Source organism: Chitinimonas violaceus (genome assembly GCF_052601015.1).
This window is the reverse complement of the sequence record NZ_JBQXDJ010000017.1, coordinates 60,402-83,492: the sequence shown is the minus strand read 5'-3', so window position 1 is coordinate 83,492 and position 23,091 is coordinate 60,402. Positions and strand designations below refer to the sequence as shown.

Sequence of the window (23,091 nt, the reverse complement as noted above, 5' to 3'; positions counted from 1 at the left end):
TCCTGGAAAACGCGGGAAGCGGTCGAACTGGCCACGTTGGAGTGGGTTGCGTGGTACAACCACCATCGGTTACTAAGCTCAATCGGCTACGTGCCACCAGCAGAAGCGGAGACAGCTTATTACCGACAGCTAAACGAGCAGGCACAGTTCGCCTGTCTCTAACAACTGAGCCTCCACGAAAACCGGGGGGATTCAGTTGGATAGCGGATAACCTCCCCAAGGCGGCCCCTGTATCCGTAGTCGACTATCCGGATGCCTTCAGCTCTCTGCAAAGCGGCAAATGTGATGCCGTGTTAGGCCCAGCCACTATTTTGAAAGGCAACATCGCCAAGTTGCCGGGCAGAGGTGGCATTACCGTGCTGGACGACATTTCTCTCGGCATGGAAATTTTCGCCATGGGTATGCGCAAAGGTGAGAAGGGGCTGCAAAAAGCCGTCAATGACGCGCTGATTGAGTCTGAGAAATCCGGTGAAGCCGTACGAATCTACAACCAATACTTCGGCCAACATACCGCTGTGCCCCAGCCACGCGTATTCAAGATCCAAGGCTGATCGGCATACCCGCAAGTCACCTGTTTAAGTACTTAAAAAGTTCATCCTTAAGCGCCAGTTCACGCGCGTTGTGAACCGGTATCTGGGGAAAGGAAACTACAGGGTGCCAAATAAAGAAACCTGATTTATGACCGAGCAACAAGGTCTAGGTATTCAAGCGCACCCAGAGGAGGCAAGCCTTGGTAAGGCAACCAAACTGACGAACGCAAGCTAAGTCGGTTTTATGTTCTTACCTGAATCTTGTTTACCAAGCAGGGGAGTAACCGTAATGAAGAGCAGGATCGCTATTTTCGCCACGGTAGGTATTACGGCCTTTCCGGCCATGGCGGATGATTTGGATAAGATTAAAAGCAAAGGTGAGATCACTATCGGCGTACGCCAAGAGGCTCCGCCATTCAGCTTTTATGATAAAGCAACAAAAACAGTAACCGGCTACGACGTGGCGTTTGGACAGTACATCGCCAGACAGTTGGGGGTTAAGCCTGTGTTCAAACCCATTACCGCAGCAGAGCGCATTCCTGCGCTGAAAGAAAGCCGCATCGATATCGTCATTGCCGCTCTGGCAAAGACGCCAGAACGGGAAAAGACGCTCGAATTCAGCCTGGGTTACTTTGTCGCGGTACAAAAGTTCGCTGCCAAGCCCGGACGATTCACCAATCTAGACCAATTCAACGGCGCAAAGATTTGTTACGCCCAAGGGACTACAACAGACAGCTGGCTGGCAGACAACCTGCCCAAGGCCATTCCAATACCTACTTCAGTCTACTCAGTTGCATTCAAAACATTAAATGAAGGCGGGTGTGACGCTGTGGGAGGGTTGGCGACCATCCTCAAAGGAAATCTCGCCAAAATACCTAACTCCGGTCTGGTTGTACTGGACGACATCCCATTGGGTCTCGAGATTTTCGCCATGGGTATGCGCAAAGGTGAAAAACGCCTGCAAAAGTCCGTCAACGAAGCCCTGATCGAGTCTGAAAAGACCGGTGAGGCCGTACGCATCTACGACCAATATTTCGGTCCGCATACTGCTGTACCTCAGCTACGCGTATTCAAGATTCAAGGCTGAAAGGTAAATCGACAAGTCACCTGATTTAGTACTAACAATAAGTTTGTCCCTAGCACCTGTTCATGAAAAATATTGCGAACCGTTGTCTGTGGGAAATGAAACGGCAGGATGCCAAGTAAGAAGCCTGGCTCATGACTAAGCAACAAGGTCCAGGTATTCGAGATGCATCCAGGGGAGGCCAAGCCTTGGTGAGATAACCAAGCTGACGTACGCAGGCAAATCAGCTTTGTGTTCTTACCTGAATCGTGTTTACCAAGCAGGGAGTAACAGTAATGAAGAGCAGGATCGCTATTTTCGCCGCAGTAGGTATTACTGCTTTTTCGGCCATGGCGGATGATTTGGATAAGATTAAAAGCAAAGGTGAGATCACCATTGGTGTACGCCAAGAAGCCCCTCCATTTAGCTTTTATGATAAAGCGGCAGGGACAGTTACCGGCTACGATGTGGCGTTTGGGCAGTACATCGCCAAACAGTTGGGGGTTAAGCCTGTGTTCAAGCCCATTACAGCGGCAGAACGCATTCCAGCACTAAAGGAAGGCCGCATCGATATCGTTATTGCGGCATTGGCAAAAACGCCAGATCGGGAAAAGACGCTCGAATTCAGCCTGGGTTACTTTGTCGCAGTACAGAAATTCGCAGCCAAACCCGGGCGGTTCAACAATCTAAGCCAATTCAATGGTGCAAAGATCTGCTATGCACAAGGTACCACGACGGATAGCTGGCTGGCTGATAACTTGCCCAAAGCCATTCCAATATCTACCTCAGTCTACTCAGTCGCATTCAGAACGTTGACAGAGGGAGGATGTGATGCTGTGGCAGGACCGGCGACCATCCTCAAAGGTAATCTCGCCAAAATACCCAACTCTGGTCTAGTTGTACTTGACGACATTCCTTTGGGGGTTGAGATTTTCGCCATGGGTATGCGCAAAGGTGAAAAGCGCCTGCAAAAGTCCGTCAACGAAGCCCTGATCGAGTCTGAAAAAACCGGCGAAGCCGTACGAATCTATGAACAATATTTCGGCCAACATACTGCTGTACCCCAGCTACGCGTATTCAAGATTCAAGGCTGATCGGCGTACGTGCATGCTACCCGACAGGTACTACAAATATATTTTTCCCTAAACATCTGTTCACATCGGTTGTGAACAGATGTAAGTGGGAAATGCCGTTACAGTGTGCTCAGTAAAAGATACCTGGCTCATGACTACGCGATAAAACGCCCAGGTATTCAACGCACTCCAGGGGAGGCCAAGCCTTGGTGAGATAACCAAGCTGACACACGTAGGCCAGGTCGGCTTTGTATTCCTACCTAAAACCGTGTTCACCAAACTGGGGAGTAACCGTAATGAAGAGCAGGATCGCTATTTTCGCTGCAGCATGTCTTACCGCGTTTTCGGCTGTGGCGGATGATTTGGACAAAATTCAGAGTAAAGGTGAGATCAGTATCGGCGTACGTTCTGAAGCCCCACCTTTCGGCTTTTATGATAAAGCGTCGGGGACAGTTACTGGCTATGACGTAGCATTTGGGCAGCTCATCGCCAAAAAGCTGGGCGTTAAGCCCGTGTTCAAACCCATCGCACCCGCCGACCGGATCACAGCACTACAGGACGGCAAGATCGACATCGTCATTGCAGCACTGGCAAAGACGCCAGAGCGGGAAAAAGTCCTCGAATTCAGCTTGGGTTATTTCGTCGCGGTGCAGAAATTTGCGGCCAAATCTGGGCGATTCAACAATCTAGCTCAATTTAACAGCGCCAAGATTTGTTACGCCAATGGCACCACAACAGACCACTGGCTGGCAGACAACCTGCCCAAGGCGACGCCAGTACCCGCCGCTGGTATCTCGCAAGCATTCACCACTTTACAAGCTGGTGGGTGCGATGCCGTGGCAGGGCCCGCAACCATCCTCAAAGGGAGTCTCGTCAAGATGCCAAATTCTGGCCTAGTTGTACTTGACGATATCCCCTTGGGTGTTGAGATTTTCGCCATGGGTATGCGCAAAGGCGAGAAACGCCTGCAAAAGACGGTCAACGACGCATTGATCGAGTCGGAGAAAACTGGCGATGCGATTCAGATTTATGAAAAGTACTTTGGCCAGGACTCAGCCGTACCACAGTTGCGCTTATTCAAGATTCAGGGTTGAACCAAACCCGCACAGCCTGGGTATACGACGATGCGTAACGCTTGAACCGGCCATATACTGTTATTGCACAGCACGAGAAGCCTCCAATTTGGGGGCTTTTCGTTTACTACTAAAAACATAGTCACCATTGCACCCCCAATTCAACTCTCTTTCCCTACGCCAACTAAGCCTGTCCGCCCCCATGTCCTTTCCGATTTTTGTCGCCAACCTGTTAGCCGGCGTACTTGCCCTTAGCGCATTTGCCGACGACACCCCCAGCAATCCCGATTACGACCCTAGCAAACCGCACCACACTACCACGGGCTTTAAAAACAACTATCCGTTCACACGACCCGGCTTCAGCGCTTTTCTGAAATGGCAATGGGGGCGTTGGACCAGGCATGAAGTGACGCACAAGTTGGACCAGATACCCCGAGCAAAGCCCGATATCGCCTACTTAGCGCAAAACCGGCAGAACGCAACTGCCACCTGGATAGGTCATGCCACCGTGTTGCTGCAGTTGGGTGGGCTAAATATCCTGACTGACCCGATTTTCTCAGAACGCGCCTCGCCGGTTTCCTTTGCCGGCCCAGACCGTAAGGTTCCCCTACCCGTCACGCTGGCGGAACTGCCGCATATCGACGCCGTACTGGTATCCCATAACCACTACGATCATCTTGACCTTCCCACCATTATTGCGTTGAACACACAAGCTGGCGGGCCACCTCAATTCATCGTGCCGCTGGGTATAGACCGGTTGTTGCGGGATCAGGGAGTCCAAACCATACAAAAGCTGGATTGGTGGCAGCATACAACGCTGCAGAGTCCGCAAGGCGAGGTTGTCGTTAATCTGGTACCTGCCCAACATTGGAGCAAACGGAATCTTGCGGGGGACGAAAACACGACGCTATGGGGTGGCTATGTCCTCGAACACGCCGGCCGCAAGCTCTACTTTGCCGGCGATACGGGCTATTCGAAAGACTTCCTCGACATTGGCCAGCGCTTTGGCAACATCGACTTCGCCATGATCCCGGTCGGCGCTTATGAGCCACGCTGGTTCATGCGTGCCCAACATGTTGACCCTGTTGAAGCTGTGCAAATCCACAAAGACATTCGCGCCAAACAATCCATGGGGATACATTGGGGAACATTCGAACTGACCGACGAGCCACTGGAACAGCCAATACATGACTTGGCGAAAGCCAAGCAACAGGCTGGTTTGGCAGAAAAGGACTTTGTGCTGTACGCCATGGGAGAAACACGGCGACTGTTTACTCAGTAAGTACGAACAGCCAAGGAAGCCTGAGCCTACAAGTAGTAGATAAGGACTCCGAGGGGGTTTCCAACACTGTATTGCTGACGCGCAGCAGACCTCACAAATTCTCTTAAAACCTGTTCAAAGTCTGCTGCGCTATTGGGATCACGCCCCCACTTCCTACATCAAGCCTGCACAGAGGCAGAAAATTTCATGCAGCGCAGTGCAAACATTGACCGGCTGTGCCGAATGCCGGCAATGCGGTACAACTTTTCGCGCAGAAAACGCTCGTAGCCAGCTGTACCATCTACAGCCACTTTGACTAGGTAGTCATACTCGCCTGATACGAGATACGCCTCCAATACTTCGGGCAATGCCGCCAGCTCTTCACCAAAACGTGTCAGAGCATCGTCCTCGTGCCTGTCCAACGTGACCTCCAGCAATACTGTATCGGCCATGCCCAGCTTCTGCTGGTCGAGCAAGGCCACATAGCCACAGATATACCCTTCCGTCTCCAGCTGACGTGTGCGATTCCAACAAGCGGTGGTAGACAAACCCACCAGTTCGGCCAGTTCTGCATTACTAAGGCGTGCATTCTTCTGTAGCTCACGCAGTATCTTGCGATCCTGGTTGTCCAATGGACGGTTCTTGGCGCTCACAGTCTATTCCTTGAATATTGTTCCTTAATATTAAGGCAAGAAAGAACAATCTTCCAAACAAGACCCTGAACACCAATCAAATCGAAAGCCTATTCAGCAAATAGGCCGTTATATTTTCCCTACGTTTTCTTGCTCTCTACAGCGGCCTTCAGCCACAAGCGGAAAAGAACCTGTTCAAAGTCTCGCAAGCTAGCGCAATACAAGCAGTAACACCTGAGTAAGCCACGTTTGCAAGTAGCAAGCGGGCATACCGAAGGGCTGTATTGCTGATGGGCTGCAGACTTTGAACAGGCTTAAGGGAAAGTTGGAGGTCCTACCCGACCACCACCAGCATTGCCGGTCCACTCACGACTGGCTTGGGTAACACTCGGCGCGACTGGTGCTGATTGACTGCCCGAAAGGAAGCAAGAAAACGACCCTTGCCAGCAAAATAAAACCCGTACTAAGCAACCAGTACGGGTAAGGGGTACAACACAAAAGGCTAAAGCGATAGGGTATTCAGATCATAAACCGTTCCTCAGGCGAGCAAGTCCACCTTGCCAGCTTTCTGCTTATCATCGCTAGTTGTCTGTTGTGGCAACAGATCGAGATAGCGGTCGCCACCCGGCAAGCCAAGCAGGCGTAGCGCGAGGTCGCCAATTAGCGGAGACGCCTCGGCATCGGTCAGATCTGGCTGTTGAATCTGGAATGGCATGCGTACTGGTTCATTGCTCAAACGGTCGAACAAATCTGCCGCCGTTCCTGCAAATTCGGTGAAATCCGGCAAGCTGTAGTCGCCTTGCTCTGCTGCTTGGTCTTGAACCTGACTGTTACGATTTTGCGTTACTGCAGCAGATTCGATTGAAGCGCTGTAACGGATTTCCATTTCAAACGCAAAACTGCGGCCATCGGCCGTCGTTATTACACCTTTGCCTTTGAAGATGCTGGCTTCCTGCAAGCTGAATCCTGCCGCTTGCACTTGGCCATTTTCGTCTTGCTGGCTCAAGCTGACTGCGCCAAAGCGCGATTCGCTGGCGAGTGATGCGTCCTCAAAGCGGATTTGCGCCCCCTCTGCTGCGTCGCCTAGCAGAAAGCTGGTAAAGCCTTTCACGAGCTTTTGCGCCATATCCGTCATGCTGTTGTTGAGCTGCTCAATGCGCTTGCTGACCAAATTTTCCAGCTTGTCGAGCGAAAGCGGGGATTTACCCTGCCCCCCCTGCTGACGCTGAGCCACCGTACGTTGGTCAGTATTCGCTGCGCTGTTAAGCATCGCGGGCAAGGATGTATTGGAGACATTGATATTCATGACGGATTCCCCCTTGTTGTTCGACTTATCGGTTAGGCATTCCACACACTTTAGACGACTGTGACAAACGGTCAGGGCTTAATAGGTTGAGGCTGTTGATTTCATCCCTCCTGCGTACTCAACCTAGAATGAATTTATTCAATCTGCGCCATGCCATGAAGGGAGAATCTTGAATGAAACAAACCACCTTCCTGGCACTGATATTCATGCTGACAGCCGCCATGCCCACCCTGGCTCAAGGGAGGGTATTTGGCTTCGCCGGCAAAAGCATCGATGACCCCAACTTCGCTACCGCGTTTCATGGATTTGAAGACGAAGCACGTAAGAATGACGACCGAGCAATCAATATCGGCGAGCAAGGACCCGAGCACTTCCGCAAGCAAGGTGATGCCTTGTCCAAGGCTGCCGCCCAACCCTTGAATGGTATCGCCGTATCGGTAACCAATTCAGACTGGCTCGCGGACAAGGTCATGCCGGCAATCGTGGCGAAACATATTCCAGTTGTGACCTTCGATTCAGATTTCGAACCCAAGCACAGCAAATTCCGAACAAGCTATATCGGCCCCGATAACTTCGAGATTGGTCGTGATTTGGCCAAACTCGCCAAACAATTCCTACCCCACGGCGGCACGGTATCGTTCATGACCGGTGGCCAACACCTTGGCCGGCAAAACCCGAACCTTACCGATCGCATGACTGGCGCACGCCAGGAGCTGAGTGGTAACAGCGCCCATCCAAAAAATCAGCCGTTGAACGGCATAAATGGCTGGACTGAAGCCAGCGATAGCCCGTCGTATACCAATGACGACGATCAGCTCGCGATCAGACAGACCAAGATGGCGGTACTCAACCCCAAGATTGATGTCTTGATTGCCGTGGGGCATTGGCCCATTGTGGACGAAAGTGCCTTTCGCACCATGATGGTATCGGCTACTGCCGACCCCAAAACAGGGAAACCCATTGTTATCGTGGCGGTCGGCGCAATCTCACCTGAAAAGCGAGCGTTGATAGATGACCAACTGGTACAAGGCTATGTGTCGCTCAACTTCGACCAGATGGGAAGGCTGGCTTATCAAAACCTGAATAAACTGGCCAATGGTGAAAAAATCCCCGAGCGGATATCACAAGCAAATGTGATCTTGAAAGGCAATCGATAAACAGGGAAACACCGCCAGCTTGAGCCTGCTGTATCAAACCTTCCCCTTTTGGATACGATGCGCTTCGTATATTGCCCAGACAGCGGGATCATCCACCCAAGGTGGGTTGACTTCCTGTAACTGGAAATAAAACTTCAGTCGTCCGCTTGGCACCCAGTCTTTACGATTGCGATAACAGCAACGCAATTCAGAAGTGGTGATAGGGACATGTCCAGCATGTTGCTCACGGGTTACTACATCCAGACTGTCGATACGATTACCGGGTATACCGAACTGGGGTGGCACATCCAATGCAAAATGGACAGTCCCCCGCCGTTGCTGGATAACAAATTGCAGACCAAACTTACATGCTCGTCTGAAGATAATATCCTCAGTATTCTGGTTCCCTTTTTGCAGCAGCGTGCTGATTTGTGTTTTCACTGCCTCAAGCGGTGCATAACGCGTCCCCTTTAACGCATCGTAGTATTCCTGCAAGGCTGCCTTTTGCAATGGGCTCAAATAATCCACTTGCTTATGATGAGCCAAGTTAGCATTGATGTTGTTTTTAGTGCTCGGCGGCTCGCCCACACCAAAATCTTGTACAGGAACCCGACCAAATGTCCGGTTATTGAATTCATCGCAAATCAAGAATTGGCCCACGGATCGCAAATGGTGCGCCACACCGGCAGGTAACGAATTCACATAAGGTGCTCTAGCCTGGCTGATGCCATATATCACATCGCCAGCCTTGAACTGCTGATTAAATGGCTGCCCAATTGTCATATATCTACTCCTTATGCGTTGTACCTGCTTCCCATACAAAAAGCCTGTTAATGATCTGTTTTCGGAAAAAGATCATTAACAGGCTTTACAACTACTCAAGAAAAGATCACTAAAGATGCATATCTAACTTATTTGGCACTGATCTGGAACATACGGATTATTGGTGCTTTTGAATCCGGCCCAAACCACCGCGAGAAAATCTGGCTGGCTTCACCCGATTTTTCCATACTAACAATGGTTTTATTCACTTCCTTCAGTAAACGCTTTTCCTCTTTGTGCTCAGTCTTGCGTACAGCAATACCGAACACCTCGAACGAAAGACTCAGATTTGGGATTTCAAACTTTTCCTTGTTAGGCATCTTGTTCAACAGACCAGCAAGAATCGGCTCTTCCGCGCTTACCGCGTCCAACATACCCTTACTGAGTGCCGCAAAGGCTTTGTCATGATCCGAAAACAGAACGACATTTACACCTGGTATTTCACGGTATAACTGCTTCTCTGTTGTAGAGCTTGTAACCGTGCCAATTGTTTTATCTGAGAGATCTTCAATCTTCTTTACTCGACCAACAGGCGTAACAAACTTCTGCCATGTAACAAAATAACCATGACTAAAATCAACGATTTTTTCACGCTCCGGAGTCTTAGTCAGCGTAGCAATAATCATGTCCACTTCTTTATTTTGCAAACTGGGGATACGCTGTGCCGGCTCCAAACCTTTTACAACGATTTTCACTCCCAGCTGTTTAGCAATCGCCATGGCAAAATCCACGTCATAGCCAGAAATGGTTTTACTCTTCGGATTATATTCACCAAATGGTGGTGTGGCTTTCTTTACACCTACAACCAAGGTACCGCGCTTTTTAATTTCATCCAAATCATCAGCAACTGCAGCACTTAATGACAACAGGCCAAGTAAGGCCGAAAATATAATGTTCAACTTCATCACTAATTATCCAAAGCAAAGACAGCAGATTACAATCTGCGATTATATGCCCGTGTCCTTACTGTTAGATATTAGGCATTGTGCTAGCTGCGGTAAGCCCCATTGGAGGAAGTCGCATTGCGATTTTCCCCAGCAAGCAATCAAGCCTTTACATTAATTGGGGTGACTTTAATACTGGAATATAAAAATTCACTATCCGGTCATTCCCCAAGAAATACATCACTATTATCGCAACCTATTTCACCCAATCTTAGAGTCGCTCACAAAACCCAGCTAAGTGATTCTGGCTAGGCACGCAAGCGTAGACAGGTGGCTACGGCAAGCTTACACAACAACGCCAGAAGGGTTTTGTTAATGGCTCTTAAGCGCTTGTTACAGAGATCTGTCTCGAGCAGCTGCAGAAGCCCTGATCATGGCTACGCAGCAAGATCGTAAACCAGTTCTAACCAGGCTCTTCACTCCCCAAGGCGGGAACCAATGGCTTAGCACCCCTACGAAACAGTACCTCTCAGCCTCTCCGACCCTTGTCACTCCATCCGCCTACATCAATATATTCACATTCGGTTTGATGTAAGTTAAGATATTTCAAGAATTACTGAAAATTCAGGAAATGCAATGACTATGTCACCACTCGTCCAGACCTTTGTGCTGCACTTCGGTGAAATGGGCAGCCGATGGGGTATCAACCGTACAGTAGGCCAGATCTATGCCCTGCTGTTTATATCTGAGCGCCCATTGAATGCTGACGAGATGGCCGAAGCGCTGGGTTTTTCGCGCTCGAATATCAGCATGGGCATGAAAGAGCTGATGTCCTGGCGACTGGTGAAACTTCAGCATCTGCCGGGGGATCGGCGTGAGTATTTCTCGGCCCCCGAGGATGTCTGGGCTATTTTCCGTACGCTCGCCGAAGAGCGGCGCAAGCGCGAGATCGACCCTACGCTGTCGATGCTCCGTGATGCGTTGATGGCGGAACCGGCCACCGATGCTGAAAAACACGCACAAGATCGTATGAAGGAAATGCACGATCTGATTGAACTCACTACCGAGTGGTTCAGCGATGTGCAAAAGCTCGACTCAAAAACCCTGGCCCAGCTGATGAAGCTAGGTGGCAAAGTAACCAAGCTGCTGGAAATCAAAGACCGCCTGTTGCTTGGTATGGGCAGCAAAACATCAGAGGAGCAAAAAACGACTGATTAGTCTAAGAACCTGCTTACGATCTTTCGTAAATGGCTGTCATCAGGCCGCAGAGCAGCACATGACCCTGATCGCAGCTACGCATAAAGTCGAAAACAGGCTCTAACCAAGCTGACGGCATGCAGGCTAACGCGGTGGGGGGACATCGCAAACGCCTGGTCCCCCTGCCGCCCTGCTTTGTTTTATCAGCCGTCATCGCCCCGCCGGGCATCTTGAAGCACCGCTCCTAGTACTTGGCTGCGGTCCTTCAAAATACCTGGCAGGCAAGGCAAAACCGTCGTTCTTACTTGAGGCAAGCATCATGGACCCCCTGCTGCTGGCGCGCATACAATTTGGCGCCAATATCAGTTTTCACATTCTCTTCCCCACCATCAGCATCGCCCTCAGCTGGGTGCTGCTGTTCTTCAAACTTCGTTACAACCGCACTGGCGACACCAAATGGATGCTGGCCTATCGCTTCTGGGTGAAGGTCTTTGCACTGACTTTTGCGCTTGGCGTTGTCAGCGGCATTACCATGAGTTTCCAATTCGGCACCAATTGGCCGGGCTATATGGAAACCGTGGGCAATATCGCCGGGCCGCTGCTGGCCTATGAAGTGCTGACTGCCTTTTTTCTGGAAGCAGGCTTTCTCGGCATCATGCTGTTCGGCAGCAATCGTGTGTCGAACCGTGTGCACACGCTGGCAACCTTTCTCGTCGCTTTCGGCACATCGATATCGGCGTTCTGGATCCTGTCGCTCAACTCCTGGATGCAGACCCCTGTCGGGTTCGAGATGATCAATGGAAAGGCCCACGCGACTGACTGGCTGGCCATTCTGTTCAATCCCTCCATGCCCTACCGGCTTACCCATATGTTGCTGGCGTCGGGTTTGACGGTCTCCTTCCTTGTGGCAGGTTTGTCCGCTTACCGCTGGCTGCGTAACGATCGCGACCCCAGCGTGTTGGCAGCAATGAAGACCGGCATCTATCTCGCCGCCGCGTTGATCCCCTTGCAGATCGTGGTTGGAGACCAGCATGGCTTGAATACCCTGCAACACCAACCCGCCAAGGTCGCCGCCATGGAAGGGGTATGGGAAACCGAACGTGGCGCGCCCATGCTGCTGTTCGCTCTGCCGGACAAGGAAACCCGCAGCAATCAATACGCTATCGGTATCCCCAAGATTGCCAGCCTGATCCTCACTCACGATTTGAATGGAGAAATACGGGGGCTCAATGAATTCGAAGGCAAACACCCGCCCGTGCTGCCCGTGTTCTGGGGTTTCCGCCTGATGGTCGGCATAGGCATGCTGATGCTTGCCGCGAGTTGGCTATCCAGCTGGCAGTTAAGGCGGCGGGGTGAACCGGCACCTTGGATGGCCAGAATACTCGTCGCCATGACCTTCTCGGGCTGGGTAGCCACCCTGGCGGGCTGGTACGTCACAGAAATCGGCCGGCAGCCCTATCTCGTGTACGGCGTACTCACCACTGCGCAAGCTGCCAGCAAAGTGCCGGCAAGCATGATTGCTACAACGCTGATTGCCTACCTTGCGCTCTACACGGCGCTCATCGTCGCCTACATCTCCGTCATCTTCTACCTGGCCCGCAAAGCCCGACAGGTAAAAAACGAAAAGGATGCCGTACCCCTCCCCGCCCAGCCGACTATCGCTGAAGGAACCGCCATATGACACCCGATCTTTCCACACCCGCCGGCTGGTTGCCTATCGCCTTTATGGCGTTGATGGGCCTCTCCATGCTCGCTTATGTGATTCTCGACGGATATGACCTGGGGGTCGGCATTCTGCTTCGCCGCGCCAACGATGCCGACAAAGACACCATGATCGCGTCGATCAGCCCTTTCTGGGATGCCAACGAAACCTGGCTGGTTTTGGGTATCGGCATCCTGCTGGTTGCATTCCCACTTGCCCACGGTGTCATTCTTACCGCACTCTACCTGCCGGTGGCGTTGATGCTGTTCGGGCTTATCCTGCGGGGGGTCGCCTTCGACTTTCGGGTCAAAGCGCACGCCCACCACAAACCTTGGTGGAACCGCGCTTTTTATGCCGGGTCGCTACTGGCAACGCTGGCGCAAGGCGGCATGCTGGGGTTTTACATAGTCGGCTTTGAATGGCGCTGGGAATCGGCCATGTTTGCCCTGTTCACCGCATTCGCGCTGGCTTCTGGCTACGCATTGCTGGGCGCGACTTGGTTGATCATGAAAACCGAGGGAGCATTACAGACCCTGGCGGTAAGCTGGGCGCGCAAGAGCGTATGGCTGACAGCCGCAGGCGTGGCAGCGATCTCTATCGCCACCCCTATCGTCAGCCCGGAAATCTTCGCCAAGTGGTTCTCGTTTCCCAATGCCTTTCTGCTGGCGCCGATTCCCTTGATGACTGCTGCGCTGTTTGTGGTGATCCATCGCAGTCTGGCCCATATGCCCGCCGCACAGGATAAATGGTGCTGGGTGCCATTTGCCTGTACCGTGGGTATCTTCATCCTGGCGTTCCACGGCCTTGCCTACAGCCTGTTCCCCTATCTGGTCGTGCAACGCATTACCATCTGGCAGGCAGCCAGCGCGCCGGAATCTCTGATGATCATGTTTATCGGCATCTGCTTCGTATTGCCAATCATCATCGCCTACACCATTTTTGCTTACCGGGTGTTCTGGGGTAAGGCGAAAGCGCTCAGCTACTACTGAGCCAGCGTTGAGGGACAACTCAGCTGCAACAGCTGATCGCGATAGGTTGGGCGTATCTGTTGATCGAGATCCGGCTGGCGTTGCCGTTGTTCACACCAGCGTAGATGAGCCTGGCGCACTTCCCCTTGGCTCATCAACGCTTCAATCTGTGCAGCCGTCGTATCCGCCACCAGGGGGGCAACAACCGGTGCGCGCATGAGTTTGGAGCGGGGTACCGGTTCCGCCTGATGGGCAGCGCTTTCATAAGCAGCAGCCGGTACAGGCGCAGCGGGGGCGGGGGCTGGCGGGGGCGCTACAGCATCAGCTTGGGGCGCCATCCCTTCTTCACGGGCCGCCACATTGCCGGATGCGTTAGGTGCAGACACCACCTTCTTTGCTGGAGCCTGTGGCTGGGTCGACTTTGCGACAATGCGTGGTGCTGCATGGGCTATATCGCGCTGGTGACCCGATTGCCTTGATGCAGCAACATCGCCCGACACTTGCGCCTCAGCCCGGCTTGCGCCCCCCGCAGGAATAGCATCACTTGCCGGTATATGGTGGCTGCTGGAAGGAGACCAGGATTCATCCAAACCCAGCTCGCCACTGTTTTGTACTTCCAGCACCACTGACAATGCCGCCGCAGCAAGTGCAAAGCCTGCCAATACCATACGGTCGTAGTCCCGAAACACGCTGACCAACCTAGCCCAAAATCCTTGCTTCTTGGCTGGCCGCGCTACAACAGCCGGCTTATTCAGCGTTGCCATGTCGAGTCGGTTCAACAGTGCCTCCATTTGATGGTTTAAGGCCGGTGACAGATCAAATTGCAAACCCTCCTGTTGCAACAGGCTTTGCAATTGGGTTTCTTCCAGTTTAGCCAACCACCAGCTGCGTGCTGCGGGTGGCAGTGATATTTCCCCCGCCTTCAACTTGGCAATCGACTGTTCACGCAGCGGTGCAGCATTGCGATGCAACTGTTCAAGCAAGCCGGCCAGACCCGCAGGCATGACAGCGGCGCTATCCTGCGTGAATTGGCGGGACGGCCCCAACAGTTCACGCCACGCTATCTCGTTAGAAGCATGCTGGGTCATCGCTCCGACTCCAACAAGGTGCGTAATTGGGTCTTGGCATAGCGCAGACGGGTGCGGGTGGTCTCCAACTTTTGGCCGGTCAACTCAGCAACTTCTTCCACACTCATGTCCTCCATATAGCGGAGTATCAAAGCCTCACGATAAATCGGGCTCAACTGGTACAAGGCTTCTCTTACCCGGCTGGTGTCCTGACTTGCCAGCACCAATGCGTCGGGCTGAGGGCCTTCATCGGCCAACTCAATCGGTGCAGTCGTGGTCTCATCGTCCCAATCCTGATTCAGCGATATCTGCTGGCGACTTCGCTCCACCCGCAACCAATCGATAAAGGTATTGCGCGCAATAGTATGCAGATAGGTCTTAAATGCCGCCTTGCCCACATAGCTGCCTGCATTCGTCAGTACTTTTTCCCAGACTTTCTGCGCCAAGTCGGCCGCAGTATCCCTATCACCTTGCGTCAGATAAGCCAACCGATTGAACAAGGCACGCTGATGCCGCAATACAAGCTCGCGTCCCGGTTCTGCAATTTCGCCCAGGGCGATCAATGCCATCAACGCTTCGTCGTCCAACGTGCCTAGTGTTTGCATTGTTATTAAGAGTCTGAACAGGACTTTGGATTCGAGAGGTGACAGCAGTCGAACGAAAACCAGCGAGACGTTGAACGGGTTTTTACATCTAACGATGCAACAGTCGAATCAGGGTGGAATAAACCAGGAAATCTCGTCATGAACACGGGGGAACAAGGATTAACTCACCCAGTCACTCACTATTTCGCCATTTTCATCCAATCGCCAAGTCCCGCCGGAACCATCATCCCTGGCTGCCCAATGCTTTTGGCCGATATGGATAACAACCCCCGTATGCACATGCTTACCCACTACGACGGTGGCTCCCGTATTCAGCTCCATCTGCACGCTTAATTTGGCCAGCTCCGCATCCAAGGCATGAATCTCTTCTTCAACCGCCGCTATCGTGTGCTCCGCCTTCTCACGCACACCACCCTCGCCTTTGGCTGGGTGCTGGTCAAGAAACTCCAATAATTGCCGGACCTTGGCGAAATCTTCCAGCTTCTTCTTACGCTGCAGCTCTTTGTTGTGTTTTTCACGCGTCAGATAGGGATCGAACCCCACCTGTACATGGGTAGGCGTACCTGAGTTGGCGCCCAGGATACCGGTCTGAATCGTCAAGCCTGCCCGTGCATGACCGCCCATGATATGGCCGCTCGCAGCATCACCCACCTTCACGATATGGCCTGCGGTCAGCTCGCTTTGCCGTACAGCACGTTCTATCGAGATATCTCCCCGTGCCTCGATCAGCCCGTGCTCGACAAACTTGGCCTGTACGCTGCCTTCACTGCGGATGATGGCCGTCTCTGCCCCTCCGCCTTGCCCACCGGTTTGTACATCGGCTCTGCCGACAATACCGCCCTTGACCACTACATTACCGCCCGCCAGTATTTCCGCAGCTTCCAGCGTACCGCCAATGATCACATCGCCGCGTGCATGGATATGCATGCCTGCCTTCACATCCCCTTTTACCTGTACGGTACCGTCGAACTTCACATTGCCGGTTTCGATATCGATCTGCTCCGCCTCCACCAAAGGATTGATATCAACCCCATCCGCAGCCGGGATCGGCTGGCCATCCATCAAGGCCACCAGCTCATTGCTATCGCCCTCGGCAGGCGCAGCACCGCGCAGTGTGCTGGAAAATGGGGTGTCCGACACCGGTCTGGCGGGCACGCTGAGGCCAAATACATCGGTCCCCGCCACACCCTGCACAGCCGGGGTACGGCGCATAAGCGGGGTGCCAGCATGGACAATCAACAGATTGCCCAGATCGTGGTAGTCCACTGCCTCGTCTTCTGTGGTTTCGCCGTGGCCATGCGTTGCGCGTAACGCTTCGATCAGGCTGTCGAAATGGGAAGACTCCCCTTCCTGCGGCGGTATACCAACGGCAATCAGTACCCCTTCTCCCTGACCTGCCGTCAATGTCGCCACCAGCTCCGCTTCCTGGAGGCCAAACACGATGCCCTGCTTCTGTAACGCAGGTCGGACCTCATCTGCCATCGAACGGCCGCCCTGTGGCGCAACCAGTGTGAGCAGCACGCTCATCTTGTCTGGTGAAACTTCCAGTTTGAAGCTGCCATCACGCCGCTCACCAACTATGACGGCCAAAGCATCGCCACCCGGTGTCGCGGCAGAGGCACTCGCTTGCTCGAAGAATTGGGTAATGGCGTCCTCGTCGAGGTAGAAACCCGTCCAGCCCTTTACTGCCAACTCCGCATCGAATGCGGCCCGGTCGGGTAGTTTGGCACCCTCCTTGGGATTGAAACGCGCCTCCAATTTCCGACTGGCCGCGTCAAAAGACAGGCTGAATGCGATGTGTTCCATCTGGGTCCATCCGCCATTTTTACTTATATGCCTTTATCTTAATTCAGAATTTTCCAAATTTCGTCAATAACTTAGCCAACATAATTCAGGTTGCTTCACAAGCACGGATAATTCGTAAATCCGCCAGCACCGGTATAATCGCCGACCTTCGCTTACTGTGTGTCCATCATGCCTGTACTGATTGTTGAAAACGCTTGCCTGGCCTTTGGTCATGTTCCCTTGCTGGACCATGCCGACTTCGTATTGGAGGCCGGGGAGCGGGTCGGTTTGATCGGGCGAAATGGCGCCGGCAAGTCCTCGCTGCTGAAAGCCGTTGCGGGGGCGATCAAGCTCGATGACGGCATCGTGCGGGTATCCAACAGCCAGCATGTTGCCTACGTGCCGCAGGAGCCGCCCCTCGACCCTTCGGCCACCGTATTCGAAGCTGTGGCAGCCGGGCTGGGTGACCTCAAACAGATTCTCACCGATTACCATGCCGCCGCGCTCGCCGCCGAGCACGACCCAACTGCGCTGGAACGCATGATGGACTTGCAACATGAGCTGGAGGCCCGCGATGGTTGGCGGCTCGATTCACTCGTCTCCAGCACGCTGACCACCTTGGGCCTACCCGCCGAGAAGAAGATCGCCGAATTGTCGGGTGGCTGGAAAAAGCGGGTTGCACTAGCGCAGGCATTGGTATCGGAACCAGAGTTGTTGTTGTTGGACGAACCCACCAACCATCTGGATCTGTCTGCCATCGAATGGCTGGAAAGCCTGATCCGCAACTTCGCCGGCGCGGTCTTGTTGATCACCCACGACCGGCGCTTTCTCGACAATGTCTCTAACCGCATCATCGAACTCGATCGCGGCAGGCTCTCAAGCTTTCCTGGCAATTTCACGATTTACCAGGAACGCAAGGCAGAGATGCTGGCGCAGGAGTCGGTAGAAAATGCCAAGTTCGACAAATACCTCGCGCAGGAGGAAGTCTGGATACGCCAGGGCATCAAGGCGCGCCGTACCCGTAATGAAGGCCGGGTGCGGCGGCTGGAACAGTTGCGCCGTGAGCGTGCTGCCCGGCGCGAACGGGTCGGCAATGTGCAGTTCGCGCTCGATGCTGGCGAGCGCAGCGGCAAACTCGTCGCTGAACTCGAACACGTCAGCAAGGGTTACGGCAGCCGTACGCTGATCCGTGATTTCACCACTCGTATCCTGCGTGGCGACAAAATCGGTCTGATCGGACCAAACGGCGCCGGCAAAACCACGCTCTTGAAACTGATTCTGGGCGAGCTCGCGCCCGATAGCGGTACTGTCACCCAGGGCAGTAAACAGGAAATTGCCTATTTCGACCAGTTCCGCTCTGCCCTGCCCGAAGACGTGGCAATTTGTGACGTGATCAGCCCCGGTAGTGATTTTGTGGTGATCGGTAACGAGAAGAAGCATGTCATCAGCTACCTGGAAGATTTCCTGTTCGCCCCGGAACGCGCCCGCAGCCCGGTGAAGTCCCTTTCCGGCGGTGAACGCGCCCGCCTGCTGCTGGCACGTCTCTTTACCCAACCGGCCAATATCCTGGTCTTGGACGAACCGACCAACGACCTTGATATTGATACTCTGGAATTGCTTGAAGAACTGCTGGCCAACTACACCGGTACAGTCTTTCTGGTCAGCCACGACCGGACCTTCCTAGACAACGTGGTCACCCAGGTGATTGCGTTTGAAGACGATGGCAAGCTGATCGAAAACCCTGGTGGCTACGACGACTGGGTGATCGCACGTAATCGCATGTTGGCCACGGCCAAACCCGTGTCCAAACAGGAAGCCGCCAAGCCGGCCGCCTTGGCCGACCGCAATTCCCGGCCGGTGAAGATGAGCTACAAGGAAACCCAGGAGCTGGAGAAACTGCCCCAGGAAATCGAAGCCCTGGAACAGGAACAGGCAGCACTCCAGGAAAAACTGCTCGATCCGAATATCTACCGAAATGCGCCATTGGATGCCGCAGCGTGGCAAGCCCGTATCGACGAAATCGACGTGCTGGTACTAGAGAAAATGGCGAGGTGGGAAGCGCTGGAAGCCAAGCAACTCGGCAATAGTTGATTTCATCCGCAAGACGTGCCGCCCGATAATGAGCGGCAGTTTCCAATTCTGGGACTCGTCTACTACCACCCCACCCTCCCCCGCTCGGCATTCACCAGCAATACCACCGTCGCCCATCACCCTATCCAGACAAACGCAACGCACTGTTCCCATTAAGGTTTTGGCGATATCACATCGCCCTCGACAACGCGCAAATCCCCCATACTTGCCTTGGCTTTTTCAGGCTATGTCAGCTATACAAAATTCTGTAATACGTTGGTGACTCTGCTGTCGCCTCTCCATCTTTGCGGTAAGCGCTACGGACCTTTCTGCCTAAATGGACTTGCCCACCGTCGATTATTTCAAGCGTCAGACCGTACATCGACTCCCGTACGCCGGCGGGATATCGACCGAGATCGCGCCTGTATCGCCCGAAACCACCAATATCGCGGTGCTCAACCGCTTCGCGCGTGACCGTGACCTTGTCAGCCTGCCTGTCGTCTCACTGGGCGTCCCGGTGGGGCTGATCCATCGCAATACTTTCATGTCCGAAATGTCCACGCCAGAAGCTCAAGAGATGTATGGGCCTCAGAGCTGCACGACTTTCATGGACCGTGAACCCCTCATCGTCGACGAAAAGCTCAATCTGGAGGTGCTGTCTTTCCGTGTGGTCGACCATGGCGACAAGACACTGGCAGCAGGCTTCATCGTCACACGGGATGGCTTTTATTCCGGCGTCGGTTCATGCCTGCGCCTGATGCGCATGATTGCCGACCTGCAGGCGGAAAAGAACCGCCAGATACGGCATTCGATTGAATACGCCGGCGTTATCCAACAAGCGCTGATGCGTGCGGCCCGCGAAACCCTGGCCAAGACCTCGAACGACAGCGAGCTGGTTTGGGAGCCACGTGACGTGGTGGGTGGTGACTTCTACCATTTCGCCCGCTTTCAGGACGGCTGGTTCGGGGCGGTAGCAGATTGCACCGGCCATGGCGTACCTGGTGCGTTCATGACCCTGATCACCTCGTCATTACTCGTACAGGCAATTGAGCATTGCAGCCCACAAGACCCTGCCGCGGTGCTCTCGGAACTTAACCGCGCAATCAAACGTCTACTGGGCCAAACCGGACCACGTGAAGACCTGGGGCAATCGGACGATGGGCTCGACGGTGCGTTCTTCTGGTTCGACGATACCAAACGCACACTAACCTACGCCGCTGCCAAGACCCCCCTGTTTGTGCTCAATCAGGATAGCGATGACTTTATGGTCATCGACGGCGACCGTATGGGCGTAGGCTATGTGGATACCCCCATGGATTACCAGTGGCATACCCAGGTGATCGACGCCCCACCCGGTACGTTGATGTTTGTGACAACAGATGGTCTGGTGGACCAGATAGGCGGCCCCAAGCAAACCGCGTTCGGTAAACGCCGCATCAGGGAGTCCATCCTGGCGCAGCGTAATGAACGTGCCGATGTGATCGGGATGTCGGTGATCAATGCCTATAGTCTGTGGCAGGCCGACCAGCCTAGACGGGACGATCTGACCTTCCTATGTTTTCGACCTTGAGCCCCCTCATGCCCTATACCCTACAAAACACACCGCGGCATGAAGTAGTTTGCAGCGCCATGTCAAAGAGGAACACATGATGGAAAACCTGTTCATTGCCGCCACCCCCAGCACGCCGGAAGTCGATTTTCGATTCGACCAGCACATGCTGGCTATGAAAGGCGAGTCCTATCCGGAAAATGCCGCCGCCTTCTATGGCGTCATACTCGAACGGGTCCGGCAGTACCTTTCCAGCTGCAGCCAGGCGAACATCCAGATCAATGTTTCGCTGGCGTATTTCAATAGTTCCAGTACCAAGTTGTTGTTTTCGATGTTCGATGCATTCAATCAGGCCGCGACCTCGGGTAACCAGGTCACCCTGAACTGGTTCCACGACGCTGATGACGAAACCTTGTTCGAATTCGGTCAGGAAATACATGAGGATTTCTCGGCGCTGAGCTTTGTCGATATCCCCGTGAACACTGATTAAGTTTCATTAACCGAATTGCTAGTACCGCAAGGCCCGCCCTGGCGGCAACCACTGGGAGCACAGCCCCATGCTTGATGATGTGTTCGATCAATTTGGCGAGCTATTCACCGCCGGTAATGTCTGCTTCTTCTACAGTGGCTATCTGTCCCAGCCTCTACTGACTGCCATGGTGGAAGGCTTCAAGGTGAAACTGGAACGGGAAGCGGTAAGCACCCCGGTCCGACGGCGATTGCTGTCGTCTTTGGTGGAGATGACACAGAACATCATCCACTACGCACAGGACACCCTGACGCCGCACGACCAGAACGACCACCAGCTGCGTTGGGGGAGTATCTCCGTCACCCTGACGCAAGGCCATTACCTCCTGGAATGCGCCAACCGGGTGAATGCGGAGCAGGCTACGTTCCTGCGTGATCGTATCGAACCCTTGCGCCTGATGACGCATGCACAGATCAAGGAAAGCTACGCGCAGGCCATACGCCAGGAAACGCCCGACGGCAGCAAAGGAGCCGGCCTTGGGCTGATGACCATCGCCCGGGATGCCCAAGCGCCATTAGCTTATCGCGTCATTGAGGATGAAAAACAACCCGGCACCGCCATATTCCTGCTGAAAGCAACGATCTAGATCCGGCGACGGCAGGACTAATCATGAGCCAATCACGGGTTCGACATTCCGACATCCAAGTCGGCAAGGCGCTGCCTTGGGACGTATGCGATGAGAGAGGCACCTTGCTGCTGCGCAAGGGCTTTGTCGTTGCCAGCGAGGGCCAGATCGACCGTCTGGTCGCCGTGGGTGTGTTTGCCGACAGCAAAGCCTTGCAACAGTCCCGCCTGGAACAGCTCGAAGCCCAGGAGGAAGAAGAAGAGGAAAGTGGCAACTTTGCGCAGGAATGGATGGACCTCCGTAAAAAAATTGAGCTCGTCTACTGCCAGCTTGAAACCAACATTCAAAGCGGCCAGTTCATTCCCCGTATCACAGAGATTGCCAAAGACGTCGACGCGCTGTGCTCGGTCAAACCCGAATTGGCGCAAGCCATCATCAGCCTGCGCCAGGATGGCCGTTACAGCACCCGTCATCTGCTCGATACCGCCACCATCGTCAAGTTGGCTTCAAAACCACTGAAGCTGACCCCCGCCAAGGAAATGGGGCTGATCTGCGCTGCGTTGACCATGAACCTCGGCTCGATCGACTTCCAGGACGAAATCAAATCTCAGGTCTCCCCGCTGACCGATGAGCAACTCGAACGACTGCACCAGCACCCGGAAATCGCCACGGCAAAACTCAAATCAATCGGGGTCAATGACCCTATCTGGTTACGTGCAGTGCTGGAACACCACGAACATTTCGATGGCAGCGGTTACCCCAATAGCCTGAGTGGTACAGAAGTGAGCTCGGAAGGCCAGATATTGCGCTTGGCAGATATGTATTGCGCTCGCATCACCTTCCACGAATACCGATCGGCTGTACCGCTCACGGTTGCCCTGCGCGGTATTTTGCTTGAGCGTGGCAAAACCGTTGACCAGACCCTGGCTGCGCATTTCATCCATGCGCTCGGCGTGTTCCCTCCCGGCTTGCAGTTGCGCCTCGCCAACGGTGAAAAAGGCGTTGTGGTGCGTGCAGGCAGCTCACCCAACCACCCCATCGTATGCAGTCTTATCAGCCCGGATGGGGTACCCATGTCCCCTCCCGAGTATCGCGACACGCAGGTCAAGATCTTTGGCGTTGGCGAAACCATCGACCCGGCTACGTTCAACGCCTATGTCGATCTAGACAGTATCTGGGGTTAAATGCAGGCCCGTTGACCCTAAACACGGTGCTGCATCGACTTTACGGCCACCCTGGCCTACAATCGCGCCTTTTCTCAAAGAATTCAAAGC

Annotated in this window: 21 protein-coding genes and 3 pseudogenes; 17 read left to right on the top strand and 7 right to left on the bottom strand. The window is 53.7% G+C overall.

All coding sequences use genetic code 11. From position 1 onward, the window contains the following. The 6 genes and pseudogenes from ACUHMQ_RS08410 to ACUHMQ_RS08385 form a co-directional block, all read left to right on the top strand. Positions 1-162 (top strand): annotated as a pseudogene (locus tag ACUHMQ_RS08410) (IS3 family transposase); the annotation flags it as partial. A gap of 128 nt (positions 163-290) precedes the next feature. Beyond that, on the top strand, positions 291-551 hold the full coding sequence (locus ACUHMQ_RS08405; RefSeq protein WP_445295007.1) for a type 2 periplasmic-binding domain-containing protein: 261 nt from the start codon (positions 291-293) through the stop codon (positions 549-551). Positions 552-819: 268 nt separating this feature from the next. Then, positions 820-1,617 (top strand): transporter substrate-binding domain-containing protein, encoded by a 798-nt coding sequence (locus tag ACUHMQ_RS08400; protein WP_445295006.1) that lies wholly within the window; start codon positions 820-822, stop codon positions 1,615-1,617. A 272-nt stretch (positions 1,618-1,889) separates the two neighbouring features. Then, positions 1,890-2,687, top strand: coding sequence for a transporter substrate-binding domain-containing protein (locus ACUHMQ_RS08395; RefSeq protein WP_445295005.1), 798 nt, complete (start codon positions 1,890-1,892; stop codon positions 2,685-2,687). Between the two features lie 275 nt (positions 2,688-2,962). Next, positions 2,963-3,760, top strand: a complete 798-nt coding sequence (locus ACUHMQ_RS08390; protein ID WP_445295004.1) for a transporter substrate-binding domain-containing protein — start codon at positions 2,963-2,965, stop codon at positions 3,758-3,760. Positions 3,761-3,941: 181 nt separating this feature from the next. Further along, entirely contained in the window at positions 3,942-5,021 is a 1,080-nt protein-coding gene (locus ACUHMQ_RS08385; protein WP_445295003.1) for an MBL fold metallo-hydrolase, read from the top strand. Positions 5,022-5,179: 158 nt separating this feature from the next. Here ACUHMQ_RS08385 and ACUHMQ_RS08380 read toward each other — a convergent pair whose 3' ends face one another. Both ACUHMQ_RS08380 and ACUHMQ_RS08375 read right to left on the bottom strand, forming a co-directional pair. Continuing rightward, on the bottom strand, positions 5,180-5,653 hold the full coding sequence (locus ACUHMQ_RS08380; RefSeq protein WP_445295002.1) for an Lrp/AsnC family transcriptional regulator: 474 nt from the start codon (positions 5,651-5,653) through the stop codon (positions 5,180-5,182). 517 nt (positions 5,654-6,170) lie between these two features. After that, on the bottom strand, positions 6,171-6,938 hold the full coding sequence (locus ACUHMQ_RS08375; RefSeq protein WP_445295001.1) for a hypothetical protein: 768 nt from the start codon (positions 6,936-6,938) through the stop codon (positions 6,171-6,173). A 173-nt stretch (positions 6,939-7,111) separates the two neighbouring features. Here ACUHMQ_RS08375 and ACUHMQ_RS08370 point away from each other — a divergent pair, with 173 nt between their 5' ends. Further along, on the top strand, positions 7,112-8,095 hold the full coding sequence (locus tag ACUHMQ_RS08370; RefSeq protein WP_445295000.1) for a substrate-binding domain-containing protein: 984 nt from the start codon (positions 7,112-7,114) through the stop codon (positions 8,093-8,095). Between the two features lie 33 nt (positions 8,096-8,128). On the opposite strand, the gene ACUHMQ_RS08365 is transcribed toward ACUHMQ_RS08370, so the two are convergent. Both ACUHMQ_RS08365 and ACUHMQ_RS08360 read right to left on the bottom strand, forming a co-directional pair. Beyond that, positions 8,129-8,857: a hypothetical protein gene (locus tag ACUHMQ_RS08365; protein ID WP_445294999.1), complete on the bottom strand. Its 729-nt coding sequence runs from the start codon at positions 8,855-8,857 to the stop codon at positions 8,129-8,131. A gap of 128 nt (positions 8,858-8,985) precedes the next feature. After that, positions 8,986-9,801: a transporter substrate-binding domain-containing protein gene (locus ACUHMQ_RS08360; protein ID WP_445294998.1), complete on the bottom strand. Its 816-nt coding sequence runs from the start codon at positions 9,799-9,801 to the stop codon at positions 8,986-8,988. Between the two features lie 615 nt (positions 9,802-10,416). Here ACUHMQ_RS08360 and ACUHMQ_RS08355 point away from each other — a divergent pair. From ACUHMQ_RS08355 to ACUHMQ_RS08345, 3 genes are all read left to right on the top strand, one after another. Continuing rightward, positions 10,417-10,998, top strand: coding sequence for a GbsR/MarR family transcriptional regulator (locus ACUHMQ_RS08355; RefSeq protein WP_445294997.1), 582 nt, complete (start codon positions 10,417-10,419; stop codon positions 10,996-10,998). A gap of 298 nt (positions 10,999-11,296) precedes the next feature. After that, positions 11,297-12,658, top strand: a complete 1,362-nt coding sequence (locus ACUHMQ_RS08350; protein WP_445294996.1) for a cytochrome ubiquinol oxidase subunit I — start codon at positions 11,297-11,299, stop codon at positions 12,656-12,658. Continuing rightward, positions 12,655-13,668, top strand: coding sequence for a cytochrome d ubiquinol oxidase subunit II (locus tag ACUHMQ_RS08345; protein WP_445294995.1), 1,014 nt, complete (start codon positions 12,655-12,657; stop codon positions 13,666-13,668). Before ACUHMQ_RS08350 ends, ACUHMQ_RS08345 begins: the two co-directional genes overlap by 4 nt. Here the strand turns inward: ACUHMQ_RS08345 and ACUHMQ_RS08340 are convergent. The 3 genes from ACUHMQ_RS08340 to ACUHMQ_RS08330 form a co-directional block, all read right to left on the bottom strand. Continuing rightward, complete coding sequence (locus ACUHMQ_RS08340; protein WP_445294994.1) at positions 13,662-14,735, bottom strand: hypothetical protein; 1,074 nt, start codon at positions 14,733-14,735, stop codon at positions 13,662-13,664. The genes ACUHMQ_RS08345 and ACUHMQ_RS08340 overlap by 7 nt on opposite strands. After that, complete coding sequence (locus ACUHMQ_RS08335; RefSeq protein WP_445294993.1) at positions 14,732-15,319, bottom strand: RNA polymerase sigma factor; 588 nt, start codon at positions 15,317-15,319, stop codon at positions 14,732-14,734. The genes ACUHMQ_RS08340 and ACUHMQ_RS08335 overlap by 4 nt, the downstream gene beginning before the upstream one ends. 159 nt (positions 15,320-15,478) lie before the next feature. Further along, complete coding sequence (locus ACUHMQ_RS08330) at positions 15,479-17,125, bottom strand: flagellar assembly protein A (protein WP_445294992.1); 1,647 nt, start codon at positions 17,123-17,125, stop codon at positions 15,479-15,481. Positions 17,126-17,293: 168 nt separating this feature from the next. Between ACUHMQ_RS08330 and ACUHMQ_RS08325 the strand changes: the two are divergent. From ACUHMQ_RS08325 to ACUHMQ_RS08295, 7 genes and pseudogenes are all read left to right on the top strand, one after another. Further along, positions 17,294-18,166 (top strand): annotated as a pseudogene (locus tag ACUHMQ_RS08325) (ABC-F family ATP-binding cassette domain-containing protein); the annotation flags it as partial. Further along, a pseudogene (locus ACUHMQ_RS08320) lies at positions 18,140-18,682 on the top strand (ATP-binding cassette domain-containing protein); the annotation flags it as partial. The pseudogenes ACUHMQ_RS08325 and ACUHMQ_RS08320, both read left to right, overlap by 27 nt. A 201-nt stretch (positions 18,683-18,883) precedes the next feature. Further along, a complete protein-coding gene (locus tag ACUHMQ_RS08315) occupies positions 18,884-19,195 on the top strand; it encodes an ABC transporter C-terminal domain-containing protein (RefSeq protein WP_445295008.1) in 312 nt (103 codons plus the stop codon). A gap of 316 nt (positions 19,196-19,511) precedes the next feature. After that, the gene (locus ACUHMQ_RS08310) at positions 19,512-20,744 is read left to right on the top strand and encodes a PP2C family protein-serine/threonine phosphatase (protein WP_445294991.1); all 1,233 of its coding nucleotides are present in this window, start codon (positions 19,512-19,514) and stop codon (positions 20,742-20,744) included. A 76-nt stretch (positions 20,745-20,820) separates the two neighbouring features. Next, on the top strand, positions 20,821-21,213 hold the full coding sequence (locus ACUHMQ_RS08305) for a DUF1987 domain-containing protein (RefSeq protein WP_445294990.1): 393 nt from the start codon (positions 20,821-20,823) through the stop codon (positions 21,211-21,213). 67 nt (positions 21,214-21,280) lie between these two features. Next, on the top strand, positions 21,281-21,838 hold the full coding sequence (locus tag ACUHMQ_RS08300) for a SiaB family protein kinase (RefSeq protein WP_445294989.1): 558 nt from the start codon (positions 21,281-21,283) through the stop codon (positions 21,836-21,838). A gap of 23 nt (positions 21,839-21,861) precedes the next feature. Further along, positions 21,862-23,001 (top strand): HD-GYP domain-containing protein, encoded by a 1,140-nt coding sequence (locus ACUHMQ_RS08295; protein ID WP_445294988.1) that lies wholly within the window; start codon positions 21,862-21,864, stop codon positions 22,999-23,001. Positions 23,002-23,091 lie beyond the last annotated feature (90 nt).